The organism is Streptomyces sp. NPDC013187 (assembly GCF_042899705.1).
GTDB classification, from domain to species: domain Bacteria; phylum Actinomycetota; class Actinomycetes; order Streptomycetales; family Streptomycetaceae; genus Streptomyces; species Streptomyces hawaiiensis_A.
In genome coordinates, this window is sequence record NZ_JBIBAF010000003.1 from 580,271 (window position 1) to 592,966 (window position 12,696).

The 12,696-nt window shown below is 71.3% G+C and carries 11 protein-coding genes; 6 read left to right on the forward strand and 5 right to left on the reverse strand.

All coding sequences use genetic code 11. From position 1 onward, the window contains the following. Nucleotides 1-11: 11 nt before the first annotated feature. From ACFY5B_RS08485 to ACFY5B_RS08500, 4 genes are all read right to left on the reverse strand, one after another. Nucleotides 12-938, reverse strand: a complete 927-nt coding sequence (locus ACFY5B_RS08485; RefSeq protein WP_389966365.1) for a polysaccharide pyruvyl transferase family protein — start codon at nt 936-938, stop codon at nt 12-14. Nucleotides 939-999: 61 nt separating this feature from the next. After that, nucleotides 1,000-2,403, reverse strand: coding sequence for a family 43 glycosylhydrolase (locus ACFY5B_RS08490; RefSeq protein ID WP_389966486.1), 1,404 nt, complete (start codon nt 2,401-2,403; stop codon nt 1,000-1,002). Between the two features lie 220 nt (nt 2,404-2,623). Then, nucleotides 2,624-3,436: a class I SAM-dependent methyltransferase gene (locus tag ACFY5B_RS08495; protein ID WP_389966368.1), complete on the reverse strand. Its 813-nt coding sequence runs from the start codon at nt 3,434-3,436 to the stop codon at nt 2,624-2,626. A 64-nt stretch (nt 3,437-3,500) separates the two neighbouring features. Next, complete coding sequence (locus ACFY5B_RS08500; RefSeq protein ID WP_389966489.1) at nt 3,501-4,529, reverse strand: LacI family DNA-binding transcriptional regulator; 1,029 nt, start codon at nt 4,527-4,529, stop codon at nt 3,501-3,503. 314 nt (nt 4,530-4,843) lie between these two features. Between ACFY5B_RS08500 and ACFY5B_RS08505 the strand changes: the two genes are divergently transcribed. The 6 genes from ACFY5B_RS08505 (at nt 4,844) to ACFY5B_RS08530 (ending at nt 11,149) form a co-directional block, all read left to right on the forward strand. Beyond that, nucleotides 4,844-6,151 carry an ABC transporter substrate-binding protein gene (locus ACFY5B_RS08505; protein WP_389966371.1) on the forward strand — a complete coding sequence of 436 codons (1,308 nt, stop codon included), beginning with the start codon at nt 4,844-4,846 and terminating at the stop codon, nt 6,149-6,151. A gap of 11 nt (nt 6,152-6,162) precedes the next feature. Continuing rightward, entirely contained in the window at nt 6,163-7,224 is a 1,062-nt protein-coding gene (locus ACFY5B_RS08510) for a carbohydrate ABC transporter permease (protein WP_389966374.1), read from the forward strand. Further along, complete coding sequence (locus tag ACFY5B_RS08515) at nt 7,221-8,054, forward strand: carbohydrate ABC transporter permease (RefSeq protein WP_389966377.1); 834 nt, start codon at nt 7,221-7,223, stop codon at nt 8,052-8,054. The genes ACFY5B_RS08510 and ACFY5B_RS08515 overlap by 4 nt, the downstream gene beginning before the upstream one ends. Nucleotides 8,055-8,084: 30 nt before the next feature. Further along, complete coding sequence (locus tag ACFY5B_RS08520) at nt 8,085-9,737, forward strand: glycoside hydrolase family 13 protein (protein WP_389966380.1); 1,653 nt, start codon at nt 8,085-8,087, stop codon at nt 9,735-9,737. 37 nt (nt 9,738-9,774) lie between these two features. Then, entirely contained in the window at nt 9,775-10,635 is an 861-nt protein-coding gene (locus ACFY5B_RS08525; RefSeq protein WP_389966383.1) for a helix-turn-helix domain-containing protein, read from the forward strand. Between the two features lie 61 nt (nt 10,636-10,696). After that, nucleotides 10,697-11,149 carry a VOC family protein gene (locus ACFY5B_RS08530; protein WP_389966386.1) on the forward strand — a complete coding sequence of 151 codons (453 nt, stop codon included), beginning with the start codon at nt 10,697-10,699 and terminating at the stop codon, nt 11,147-11,149. Between the two features lie 9 nt (nt 11,150-11,158). Here ACFY5B_RS08530 and ACFY5B_RS08535 read toward each other — a convergent pair whose 3' ends face one another. After that, nucleotides 11,159-12,688, reverse strand: coding sequence for an MFS transporter (locus tag ACFY5B_RS08535; RefSeq protein ID WP_389966492.1), 1,530 nt, complete (start codon nt 12,686-12,688; stop codon nt 11,159-11,161). Nucleotides 12,689-12,696: the final 8 nt, after the last annotated feature.

Sequence of the window (12,696 nt, forward strand, 5' to 3'; positions counted from 1 at the left end):
GTGCCGCCGAGCTAACCGGGCACCGGCCGCGCCAGCGCCTCGACGAGCCGGTCCGCGCTGTCCGGCACGGAGCCCTCGCGGAACCCGTCGCGGATCTGCCGCGCGGTCACCCGGCCGCCGGTCAGGCACCAGTCCCACCAGCGGTCCAACTGCCGCACGTCCAGCCGCTCGGCGGGCACCAGCGCGGGCCAGCCGCAGGCCCGGGCCTGCGCGGTCAGCTTGGCGCCGCCCGCGACCGGGTCGACGGCCAGCACCGGCGTGCCCACCCGCAGCGCGATCACCAGCCCGTGCAGCCGGTCGGTGACGACCAGGTCCAGCCGGGCCAGCACGGACTGCAGTTGCGCGGGCGTCGCGCTCAGATGCCAGTCGTGCGTGTCCAGCCGGGTCTCCAGCTCCAGCCTGCCGCAGTCCTTGGAGGCAAGCCAGCGCGTCACCTCCTCGGCGACCTGCCCGTGCCGCCGCAGCTGCCCGTACTCGTGCTGCCCGTGCGCGAGGATCACCCCGACCACGGGCCGCGCCGGCACGTCCGGGGCGCGGGCCGCGAGGTCCTCCACCGGCTCGCTGTCCGGCCCGTCCCGGGGCAGCACCCGGTGGAAGCCGGTCACGGCCGGGCTGCCGGGGTCGATCACCGAGGTGCCGACGGCGATCCGCACGCAGTGCGCGAACCGCCGGTGCAGCTCCTCCACCTGCGGCCCGTGCAGCGGGCCGCACACGAACACGAGATGGGTGTAGTCCTCGGGCCACAGCCGGTCCAGATGCAAAGCCTCCGGACGGAAGCGGGGGCTCCAGGCGACGTCGTAGGGGATGCCCGTCCCCCGCAGTACGTCCTCCACCCGGCGCAGGGCCAGCACGTCCCCGGCGGTCGCCTCCCTGTCCCGGAAGCTGAACCAGCCGGCGAGCAGCACCCTGCGCGGTCGCTTGCCCTGTTGTGTGTGCACATGCCCTGAGTGCCCGCCTCTCGGCAAGGCATTCAGGGCATTACACGCATTTACCGTGCCGTCACTGGGCGTAGAAGGTGGCGTCCGCCCGGTCGGTGGCGGTGCTCACCGCCTGCACGTTCAGCAGGTACTCCCAGTGGCGGACGTATCGCCCCGGGTAGTTGTACGACTCGTACGACACGCCCGCCGGGTCCGCGAGTCCGGCGCGCTGCCGGAAGCTCGCGTCGGACGCGAACTGCGCGCTGCCGTCGTTCTTGCGCAGCCACACCTCGAAGTTCTCGTGCCGCAGGTAGTAGCCGGGGAAGTTGGCCGATTCCAGCGAGACCGTGCCGCTGCCGGCGAGGCCCGGCACGACGCGGAACTGCGAGTCGGCGAGCTTGGTGACGTTCGCCTCGATCCGGGCCCGGTAGTCGTAGTGCCGGACGAACCGGTCCGGGAAGTTGTACGAGGAGAAGCGCTGCGGGGTGACGCCGTCGGCCACCGGGATGCCGAAGTTCGGTGTGCCGTCGGCGTTCCAGTAGACCTTCTGCACCCGGGTGCGGCGGTTGGGGTCGTAGAGCGGGTCGCCGCTGATGTCCTTGTAGCTGCGGTCGTGGTAGACGAGGATGTCGCTCTTCCCGTCCTCGGAGACCGTGAAGGAGTTGTGGCCCGGGCCGTACTGGCTGGTCGCGGCGCTGCTGGCGAACACCGGGGTGGGGCTCTTGCTCCAGGACGCCTGGCTGAGCAGGTTCGCGCTCGCGGAGGCGGTGAGCATGCCCAGGCAGTAGTTGGCGTCGGTGGCGCTCGCGGAGTACGTCATGAACACCTTGCCGCCGCGCTGGATCACGGCCGGGCCCTCGTTGACCTTGAAGCCGACGGTCTCCCAGGAGTAGGTGGGCCGCGACAGCATCACCGGAGTGCCGGTGATCGTCCAGGGGTTGGCCATCTTCGCGAGGTAGACGTCGGTGTTGTTGTTCACCGACGGGTCGCGCTGCGCCCACGCCAGGTAGCGCACGCCGTTCACGACGAAGGTGGTGGCGTCCAGGGAGAAGCTCTCCCACTGGGTCCTGATCTGCCCCTTCTCGGTCCAGGAGGCGGTGAGCGGGTTGGCGCCGGTGCCCTCCAGGACGTACATCCGGATCGCCCAGATGTCGTCGGTGGCGCCGGCGGCGAAGTACACGTACCACTTGCCGTCGATGAAGTGGATCTCCGGCGCCCAGATGTGGGCGCCCATCGCACCGCTGGCGTGCTTCGTCCAGATGGTCGTCTCGGGTGCCGTCGTCAGGCCCTGGATGGTGGTCGCCCGGCGCAGCACGATGCGGTCGTACTCGGGGACGGACGCGGTGAAGTAGTAGTAGCCGTCGGTGTGCTTGAAGATGTGCGGGTCGGCGCGCTTCTCCGCGATCGGGTTGGTGTACGTGACGGCGGGGGAGTCGGGCACGGCGGCCCGGGCGGGCGCTGACGCCAGGCAGGTCGCGAAGGCCATCAGGGCGGCCAACAGCAGCCGAACGGCTATGCGTCTCAAGGGGGTTCTCCAGCGGGTGATCGGGGTGGGAACGAGCCGCCTCTGTCCGTCATTTCGAACATGGTTCGTGAATTCGGCCAAGAAGTGGTCAGAAGATAGAGGCGCCTCTCACCGTCGTCAACGGTTCGCGCAGGTGTGACGCACGAGGACGACGAACGGCCCGGTTCCGGGGCGGCAGGGGTCAGCCGCTGAAGCGGGCCGTTCCCGTGAGGATGCGTACGTCGAGGTCGGTGACCCCGGCCGCGGCGATCCGGGTGGTGAACTCGGCGCGCACCCGCTCCACGGCGGCCGGTGAGAGCCCGGTGAGCATCCCGCGCGTGCCGCTGCCGGTGGCGAGGACCCAGGCCGTGTGCGGGGTCAGCGGAGTGTCGAACTGCCGTCGGACGACGCGGGGCACGCTGCCACCGAGGTTCTGGAGCCAGTCCGCGAGGGTGTCCGCCGTGTCGATCCGGGCGAGTTGGTCCCGCTGCGGCGGGCGCGGGAGGTCGCGCTCCGTCAGGACGGCCTCCCGGAGCGCCGACTGCCAGCCGTCCAGCGCGCCCTTCTCCCAGACCGTCACGACGAACCGTCCGCCGGGGCGCACCTTCCGGATCAGTGCCGCGGCGTCCCGGTCCATGTCCGGGAAGAAGAACACGCCGAGGGCGCACTGCACGAGGTCGTAGCCGTCACCGGTCACGGGCCACGAGATGACGTCGTGGCGGTGGAAGCGGAGGTGGTCCAGGCCTTCCTCCAGCGCCCGGCGCTCGCCGATCGACAGCAGCCCGGCCGCGAGGTCCACGGCGTCCACCCGCCCCGCCGGACCCACGGCCCGCGCGGCCGGCAGCGCCGACGCGCCCGCCCCGCAGCAGGCGTCCAGCACCGACTCGCCGGGGGCCGGGGCGGCCACGGCGGCCGTCGCCGCCCCGACCGGGTCCCACAGCGCCCCGGACCAGAGGTGGAACTCCTCCGCTCCCGCGCTGAAGACGTCTCCGACGGTGTTCGCCCCGCTGGTCATACGGCAGCCCCCTCGTGTGGGAGCGAGTCTAGGCGGGGCGCTCGTCGAGCCGCCCTGATTTCCTTCAGTCCGGCGGTGGTTGAGGCTCGGATCGTGGCCCGGGAGGCGGGGCCGTGGTGGTCCGGGGGATGACATGAGTCGGCAGCACGAGGTGCCGCTCGCGGTCCGCACCCGGGTCGTCGATGAGGGACAGGGCCAGTTCACCGGCCTCCCGCCCGATCCGCGACGGCGACTGGGCCACCGTGGTCAGATCGAACCACTGCGCGACCGGCTGGTCGTCGAAGCCCACGACCGACATCTGCCCGGGCACCTCGATCCGCGTCGCCCGCAGCGTCCAGATCACGGCGACGGCCACCTCGTCCTGCTCGGCGAAGACCGCGGTGGGCGGCTCCCGCAGCCCGAGCAGCCGGCCGACCGCCTCTGCCGCACCCCTCTTGTCGCCCGCCGGGGTGGCGACCACCAGGTCGTCGTCGAGGGGCAGGCCGGCCTCGGCCAGCGCCTGCCGGTACCCGACCAGCCGCTCCTGCGAACTGAAGGAGAACCCGCGGGCACCCTCTGTCCGCACGTAGGCGATCCGGCGGTGGCCGAGGTTCAGCAGATGCCGGGTGCCGTGCAGGGCACCGGCCACGTCGTCGACGTACACGCTGGGGCGCCCGTCGACGTGCTGGCTGACATAGACGACCGGCATGGCGAGGTCGTCCAGCCGGGCCGTCTCCTCGTCGGTGAGGTCGAAGGAGAACACCAGCAGCGCGTCCGCGTTGCGCCGGGCCGGGAGGTGCTCGAAGAACGCGGTGCGTTCGGCCATGTCGGGGATCACATACACCGTCAGTTCCATGCCCGCCGCCCGCAGGACGCGGGCGAGGCCCGACAGGGCCGTGCCCATGAACCACGAGCTGAGCGTGGGCACCAGCACCGCCACGTTGCGGGTCCGGCCCGTCACCAGGCTCGCGGCATGGCGGGAGACCGCGAAGTCCAGCTCCCGGGCGGCCTGTTCGACCCGGGCGCGGACCTCGGGGGAGACGGTGGACAGGCCGCGCAGGGTGCGCGAGACGGTGGAGGTGGACACCCCGGCCCGCTCCGCGACGTCAGCCATCGTGGGGTGCCGCTGACCTGGTGGCATGCGCCGAACGCTAGCACGCCGACCTCACATCCGGCGGCTGCCGATGGCAGCGCTGTCTCACCGGATTCTTGCCTTCTTACGACGTCGGTCCGCATTGACTTCCCGATGACTGCGCTTCTAGCGTGCAAACGTTGTCTCGACAGGTTCGAAGTCGCCCTAGGAGGGCCGCCTCCCATCCGTTGTGACCTGCTGTTTTTAGCAGTGCAATGCCGTGGCAACGCAATCTCGTGACCAAAGCCATCCCGGGGGAACAGACACGACTTCGGTTCGTCAGACCAGGAGCGACAGTGAAGACCAGCACCGCCAGAGCGATTCAATGTTGCGCAGCGCTCGCCGCCGCCGGACTCCTCCTCACCGCCTGCGGCTCGTCCGGCGGCAGCGGCGGCTCGGGCGGGTCGGCGCAGGCCGCGCCGGCCACCTTCAAGGGCCGCGGCCCCATCACCTACGTCGCGGGCAAGGACACCACCGGCACCGTCCAGACCATCATCGACCGCTGGAACAAGGCCCACCCCAAGGAGAAGGTCACCTTCATCCAGCTGCCGACGGACGCCGACTCACAGCGCCAGCAGATGATCCAGAACGCGGAGACGAAGTCCGACGCCTACACGGTGCTCGCCACCGACGTCGTGTGGACGTCCGAGTTCGCCGCCCACCAGTGGATCGAGCCGCTGCCCGCGCAGCAGTTCCCGCTCGGCAGGATGCTCAAGCCGGTCGTGGAGACCGGCCAGTACCGCGGCAGGCTGTACGCGGTCCCCGCCAGCTCCAACGGCGGCCTGCTGTTCTACCGCACCGACCTGCTCAAGAAGGCCGGCATCACCGAGCCACCCACCACCTGGGCGCAGATGACCGCCGACTGCGCCAAGGTGAAGAAGCTCCCCGAGGCGAAGAACATGTCCTGCTACGCCGGGCAGTTCCAGAAGTACGAAGGCCTCACCGTCAACTTCGCCGAGGCCGTCAACTCCGCCGGCGGCCGCATCGTCGACGCCGACGGCAAGCCCGACGTCGACACCCCGCAGGCGAAGAAGGGCCTGGACTTCCTCGTCAAGTCCTTCAAGGACGGGACGATCCCCAAGGAGGCCATCACCTACCAGGAGGAGGACGGCCGACAGGCGTTCCAGTCCGGCAAGCTGGTCTTCCTGAACAACTGGCCCTACGTGTACTCCCTGGCCCAGAAGAGCGCCGTCAGGGGCAAGTTCGCCGTCGCCCCCCTGCCCGGCCTGAACGGCCCCGGCGCCTCCAGCCTCGGCGGCGCCAACCTGGCCCTGTCGTCCTTCGCCAAGAACAAGGCCACCGCGCTGGACTTCATGAAGTTCTTCACCAGCGAGGAGAGCTCCACCTACTTCCTCAAGAACGCCTCCCTCGCCTCGCCCTACGCCGACCTGTACGACAACGCCGCGCTGGACAAGCAGTTCCCGTACCTGCCCGACCTGAAGCAGTCCATCACCAAGGCCGTGCCCCGCCCCCGCGTCGTGCAGTACGGCGATGTCACCGCCGCCGTCCAGAACGAGGTCTACGCCGCCCTCACCGGCAAGAAGAGCAGCGCACAGGCGCTGAAGGACCTCCAGGCGGACCTGCGGAAGCTGACAGCTCAGTGAGGGCGTGGCTCATGGCCGACACCGCGATCCCGCCCGGCACCGCCGCGCACCGGCCCGGGACGGCGGCCGCCCGCCGCCCCGGGCGGCCCCCCGCGTCCGCGCAGCCGCGACGCCGCCCCCGGGCCACCGCCGGCGCGGGCCGCCTCGCCGCCCTCCTGGTCTCCCCGACGCTGCTGGTCCTCACGATCGTCGTCCTCTACCCGACGCTCATGGCGCTCGACGAGTCCCTCTACGGAGTCAAGGGGCTCGACCCCAGAACGGGGTTCATCAGCGACACCGAGCCGTTCGTCGGGCTGAAGAACTACACCGACATCTTCACCCAGGCCGGCGACCGCTTCTGGAACGCCTTCTGGAACACCACCTTCTTCACCGTCGTCACGGTCTCGCTGGAGACGGTGATCGGCGTGGCCATGGCCCTGATCATGCACCGGGCGTTCCGGGGCCGCGGCCTGGTCCGGGCGAGCATCCTGGTGCCCTGGGCCATCCCGACGGCCATCTCCGGACTGCTCTGGAAGTGGATCTTCAACGCCGACGGCATCGCCAACGTCCTCCTCGGCCACCAAGTGCTGTGGACCGCCGACGGCTTCTCCGCCAAGGTCGCCGTCGTCATCGCCGACGTGTGGAAGACCGCACCCTTCATCGGACTCCTCGTCCTGGCCGGCCTCCAGGTCATCCCCAAGGAGGTCTACGAGGCGGCCCGGCTCGACGGAGCGAGCGCCTTCCAGCAGTTCCGGCGCATCACCCTGCCCCTGGTGAAACCCGCCCTGCTGGTGGCGGTACTGTTCCGCTGCCTCGACGCGCTGCGCATGTTCGACCTGCCCTACATCCTCATCGGCGCCCAGAAGGGCTCCGTGGAAACCCTGTCGATGCTCGCCCAGAACGAGGCGTCCAACGTCCGCTTCGGCCCCGCCTCCGCCTACGCGGTCCTCCTTTTCCTCTACGTCTTCCTCATCGCGCTCGCCTTCGTACGGCTGCTCGGCGCCGACATCGTCGGGGACGCCGGCGGCACGAGGAAGAGCAGAAGCCGGCGCGCCGGGGTGCGCGGCCGCCGTGCCCGGGAGGTGACGGCATGACCCTCACCGCCAAGTGGCGGCAGTGGCTGCCCCATCTGGGCATCGCCCTGGTGGTGGCCTACTGCCTGGCCCCGTTCTACTGGATGCTGGTCTCCAGCCTGCGCAGCACGAACGACGTCTTCAGCACCTCGCTGCTCCCGTCCCCGGTGTCCTTCGCGAACTACCGCTCGGTGTTCGGCCCGGCCCAGGGCTTCACCAGGGCACTCCTCAACAGCCTGATCGTCGCCGGTGTCACCACCGCGCTGTCGCTGGTCCTCGCCACCTTCACCGCGTACGCCATGGCCCGGCTGGAGTTCCGCTTCAAACGGTTCATCCTCACCCTGATCATCGCCACGTCGATGTTCCCCGTGGTGTCGATCGTCGTGCCGCTGCTGAAACTGTTCACCGACATCGGCTGGATCAACACCTACCAGGCGATGATCGTGCCCAGCATGTCCTTCACGCTGCCGCTCGCGGTGTGGAACCTGACCACGTTCTTCCGGCAGATGCCCGACGAGCTGGAGCAGGCCGCGATGGTGGACGGCTGCACCCGCGGCCAGGCCTTCCGCAAGGTCATCGTGCCGCTGGCGGCGCCGGGCATCTTCACCACCGCCATCATCACGTTCATCGCGGCCTGGAACGAGTTCCTCATCGCCCTGTCGATGACCAACAAGCCCGGCATGCAGACCGCCACGGTCGCCATCTCCAAGTTCTCCGGCGCCACGACCTACCAGACGCCGTTCGGCAGCCAGATGGCCGCGGGCGTCGTCGTCACCATTCCGCTGGTGGTCATGGTGCTGCTCTTCCAGCGCCGTATCGTCGCCGGGCTCACCGCCGGCGCGGCCAAGTAGACACCTCACCCCCGAGGAGCCGGATCCACCGTGTCCTTCACCGCACCCTGGTGGCGCAGCGCCGTCATCTACCAGGTCTACATCCGCAGCTTCGCCGACGGGAACGGCGACGGCGTCGGCGACATCGCCGGACTCCGCTCGCGCCTGCCCTATCTGAAGTCGCTGGGCGTGGACGCCCTTTGGATCAACCCCTGGTACAAGTCGCCCATGGCCGACCACGGTTACGACGTGGCCGACTACCGGGACATCGACCCGCTGTTCGGCACGCTGTCCGACGCCGAGCGGCTCATCGAGGAGGCGCACGCGCTGGGGATCCGGGTGATCCCCGACATCGTCCCGAACCACACCTCCGACCGGCACGCCTGGTTCCGCACGGCGCTGGAGGCCGGCCCGGGCAGCCCGGAGCGCGAGCTTTACGTCTTCCGTCCCGGCCGCGGCCCCGACGGGGCGCAGCCCCCGAACGACTGGGTGTCCTGCTTCGGCGGCCCGGCCTGGACCCGGCTGCCCGACGGCGACTGGTACCTGCACCTGTTCGCGCCGCAGCAGCCCGACCTGAACTGGCGACACCCGAAGGTACGGGAGGAGTTCGAGTCGATCCTGCGGTTCTGGTTCGCCCGCGGCGTGGACGGCTTCCGAATCGACGTCGCCCACGGGCTGGTCAAGCACCCGGACCTGCCCGACCTGCCGCCGCGCGCGGAACCGGCGGTGCTCGGGCCGCTCACCCGCCGCGACGAGGTGCGCCGGCACCTCGACCACCCGCACTGGGACCGCGACGAGGTGCACGAGATATACCGGGCCTGGCGCAAGGTCGCCGACGAGTTCCCCGGCGACCGCTCCTTCGTCGCCGAGGCCTGGGCGGACACCCCCGAGCGCCTCGCGGCCTACGTCCGGGCGGACGGCCTGCACACCGCCTTCAACTTCGACTTCCTCATGTGCCGTTGGGACGCCGGAGACCTCAGGGCCGTCATCGACGACTCCCTCGCGATGCTCGGCGCGGTGGGCGCACCGGCCACCTGGGTCCTCTCCAACCACGACGTCATGCGCCACCCCAGCCGCTACGGCCGTGCCCCGGGGCGCAGCTGGACGGTCGACACGCGCTACGAACCCGAGGGCCCGCTCGACCTCGCCCTGGGCACCCGGCGCGCCCGCGCCGCCGCCCTGCTGATGCTCGCCCTGCCCGGTGGCGCCTACGTCTACCAGGGCGAGGAACTCGGCCTGCCCGAGGTCGAGGACCTGCCCGAATCCGCCCTCCAGGACCCGATCTGGGATCGCTCCGGCCACACCGACCGCGGCCGCGACGGCTGCCGCGTCCCGATCCCCTGGTCGGGCCCGGCGGCCCCCTACGGCTTCGGCACCGGGGCGGAACCCTGGCTGCCGCAGCCGGACGACTGGGCGGGGCTCTGCGTCGAGGCCCAGACCGGCGACCCCGCCTCCATGCTGGAGCTCTACCGCGCGGCCCTGCGCATCCGCCGTGACCACCCCGCCCTCGGCGACGGCGGCATGACCTGGCTGGACACCCCCGAGGGGGTGCTGGCCTTCCGCCGCGAGCCGGGCTTCGTCTGCGTGGTCAACCTCTCCGGAGCGCCGTACGAGCTGCCCGCGCACACCGCGCTCCTGCTGGCCGGCGGCCCCGTCGAGGGCGGCGTGCTGGAGCCGGACCGGGCGGTGTGGCTGGCGGTGTAGCCCCCGCACCGGCGTCGCCCGGCCGTAGGCTGGACCCATGACCCGTCCGGCCCGTCCGGCTCCCGCGGCGGAGCAGGCGCCGGCCCCGCTCACCGTCCGGCCGTCGGCAGCGGCCCTGGCGCCGCTGATCGGCGCGATGGGCTACGCCGAGGTGCGGTTCGCGCACACCGCCGAGCTGGCCCTGCCGACGGGCGGGGCACAGCTGCTGGTCAACCTCGACGGGGACGCCCTGTCCTCCTCCCCGCTGCGCGGCCCGGACCGGCGAACCGGGGGCGCTGCCGTGCACGGCCCGTACACGCAGCCGGCCCTGATCGACCCGGCGCAGCAGCGGGCCGTCGTCTGGGTGGCGTTCCGGCCCGCGGGCGCCCACCCCTTCCTCACCGCCCCTCTCTCCGCGGTCCGCGACGACCTGGTCGGCCTCGACGAGCTGTGGGGCACGGACGGCGCGGTGCTGCGCGAGCGGCTGCTGGAGGCCATGGCCGCCGGGGGCCCGCGGGCCGGGCTGCGGGAACTGGAGGCGGCCCTGCTGGCCCGGGCGCGACGCCCCCTGGAACCCGACCCGGCGGTCCGCCTCGCCGCCGCGCTGCTCGACCGCGGCTCACCCGTCGCCGAGGTCGCCGACCGGCTGGGCTGGACCACCCGGCGGCTGGCCCGCCGCTGCACCGAGCAGCTGGGACTCGCGCCCAAGCGGTACGCCCGCCTGCGCCGCTTCCAGCGACTCCTCGGCCGCGTCAACGCCGGGCCGCAGCCGCCGGACTGGGCGGCGCTCGCCGCCGACTGCGGCTACCACGACCAGGCGCACCTGATCCACGAGTTCCGCGCGCTGGCCGGGATCACCCCGACCGCGTACGCACCGCGCTCGCCGCTCGAACGCAACCACGTTCCGCTGGACGGGTGAACGGCTCCGGACCGGCCGATTTCTACAATCCACGATCCCCGCACCCGGCGATCGTGAAGGCATGACGAACACATCCGCACAGCAGACCGTCACCCGGCTCTACGCCCGGCTCGTCGTACCCGACGCCCCCCGGGCGATCGACTTCTACCGGGCCGCCCTCGGCGCCGAGGAGACCGAGCGGTACACCGGCCCCGACGGGAGGATCGTGCACGCCCTGCTGCGGCTCGGCGGCTCGGTCATCGCGGTGAAGGACGCCGACGAGGGCGACCCGGCACCGGCGTCCCTCGGCGGCAGCCCCGTGATCATGGCCCTCGACGTGTCCGACGCCGACGCCGTGGCCGAGGCCATGCTGCGCGGCGGGGCGACCGTGGTGCATCCCGTCGCCGACCAGCACTACGGGCAGCGCGGGGGCCGTCTCGCCGACCCGTTCGGCCATCTCTGGATGATCTCCCAGACGATCGAGGACCTGACGCCCGAGCAGATCCAGGCGCGGACGGACGAGTTGTTCACCTGACGGGAGGGATCAGCGGGCCTGCCCGGCCGGTTCCTGCACCTTCGCGTTCGCGTCCACCTTGCCGCCCGGGTGGCGCAGCGCGCACAGGTAGCCGATGCCCAGGGCGATGGCCATGCCGTAGAACACCCACTGGTTGGCCTCGGCGAAGTCCATGCGGATCGCGGACATCGACTCCCGGGTCGCCTCAGCGGCGGGGCCGGTTCCGGTGGGCGGCTGGGAGTCGCCGCTGCCGGTGATCGACTCGGTGACGTCGCGGGCCACGGTGTCCGCGTCCGCCGCGGACATGCCCTTGCCCGTCAGGGTGCCCACCACCTTGTCCGTCGTCACATGGGTCAGGATGGTGCCGTAGATGGCCAGACCCACGCTCGCGGCGTAGTTGCGCACCGTCTGGGTGATGCCGGTGACCTCGCCGTACGACGCTCCGATGGCCCGGTTGACGGCGTCCGTGGAGGCAGGCGCCAGGACGAAGCCGATTCCCGCCCCGGCCAGGGCGGCGTAGGGCCACTGGTCGTGCATGGACAGGTCGGTGAGCTTGTTCGCCCACAGGGCGAAGCCGACGCAGCCCACGGCCGTGCCCAGCTTCAGGGCCGGGCGGGCGCCCTTCTTGTCGAGGATCCGGCCGCCCCACTGCGAGGCGATGGCGAAACCGACGAAGAAGTACAGCAGGAACAGCGCCGCCTGGTTCGGCGAGGCGCTCAGCGACACCTGGGCGTACACGGAGGTGAAGAAGAACAGCGGCACGAAGGCGAGCATCGAGAAGAACAGCACCGCCGCGTCCATGGTGAACGCCCTGTCCCGGAAGACCCGCAGGTCGATCAGCGGATGCTCGACCTTCCGCTCGAAACGGATGAATCCGGCCAGGATCGCGAGGCCGCCCCCGATGCACACCCAGGTCGCCCAGCTGTCCCAGCCCCAGGAGAAGGCCTGCTGTAACCCGAGCACGCTCAGGCCCATGCCGGCCGCGATCAGGGCGGCGCCCGGGACGTCCAGGGTGCCGGAGCGCCGCCGGTCGGAGATGTGCGCCAGGGCCGTCAGGACCAGCGCCACGATCGCCACGGGCACGTTGACCCAGAACACCGCCCGCCAGGTCCAGTTCGTGAGCCAGCCGCCCAGCAGCGGGCCGATCGCGGTCAGCGCGCCGGTGACCCCGAAGAACAGCGCGAGGGCACGCCCGCGCCGCTCGACCGGGAACACCGCCACCACCACGGCCAGCGCCGCGGGAAACAGCAGTGCCGCCCCCAGCCCCTGGGTGGCCCGGAAGATGATCAGCCAGGCCTGAGCGGCGCCACCCTCGGGCACACAGCCGCACAGCACCGAGGACACGACGAACACCAGCGTGCCGATGACGACGACCCGGCGCGGCCCGTAGAGGTCGGCGAGGCGCCCGCCGAGGGCGAAGAACGCCGCGAGGGCCAGCAGATAGGCGTTGACCACCCACTGCATGCCGGAGGACGACAGCCCCAGTTCGCGGACGATGTCGGGGGCCGCGATCGACACGATGGTCTGGTCGATGAAGGTCATCGCGACCGCGAACATCATCGCCGCCA

Coding starts and splice junctions, on each gene's coding strand:
- ACFY5B_RS08495 (WP_389966368.1), bottom strand. CDS start 3,436: ATGACCAGCGGGGCGAACACCGTCGGAGACGTCTTCAGCGCGGGAGCG.
- ACFY5B_RS08500 (WP_389966489.1), bottom strand. CDS start 4,529: ATGGCTGACGTCGCGGAGCGGGCCGGGGTGTCCACCTCCACCGTCTCG.
- ACFY5B_RS08490 (WP_389966486.1), bottom strand. CDS start 2,403: ATGGCCTTCGCGACCTGCCTGGCGTCAGCGCCCGCCCGGGCCGCCGTG.
- ACFY5B_RS08535 (WP_389966492.1), bottom strand. CDS start 12,688: ATGATGTTCGCGGTCGCGATGACCTTCATCGACCAGACCATCGTGTCG.
- ACFY5B_RS08515 (WP_389966377.1), top strand. CDS start 7,221: ATGACCCTCACCGCCAAGTGGCGGCAGTGGCTGCCCCATCTGGGCATC.
- ACFY5B_RS08510 (WP_389966374.1), top strand. CDS start 6,163: ATGGCCGACACCGCGATCCCGCCCGGCACCGCCGCGCACCGGCCCGGG.
- ACFY5B_RS08525 (WP_389966383.1), top strand. CDS start 9,775: ATGACCCGTCCGGCCCGTCCGGCTCCCGCGGCGGAGCAGGCGCCGGCC.
- ACFY5B_RS08530 (WP_389966386.1), top strand. CDS start 10,697: ATGACGAACACATCCGCACAGCAGACCGTCACCCGGCTCTACGCCCGG.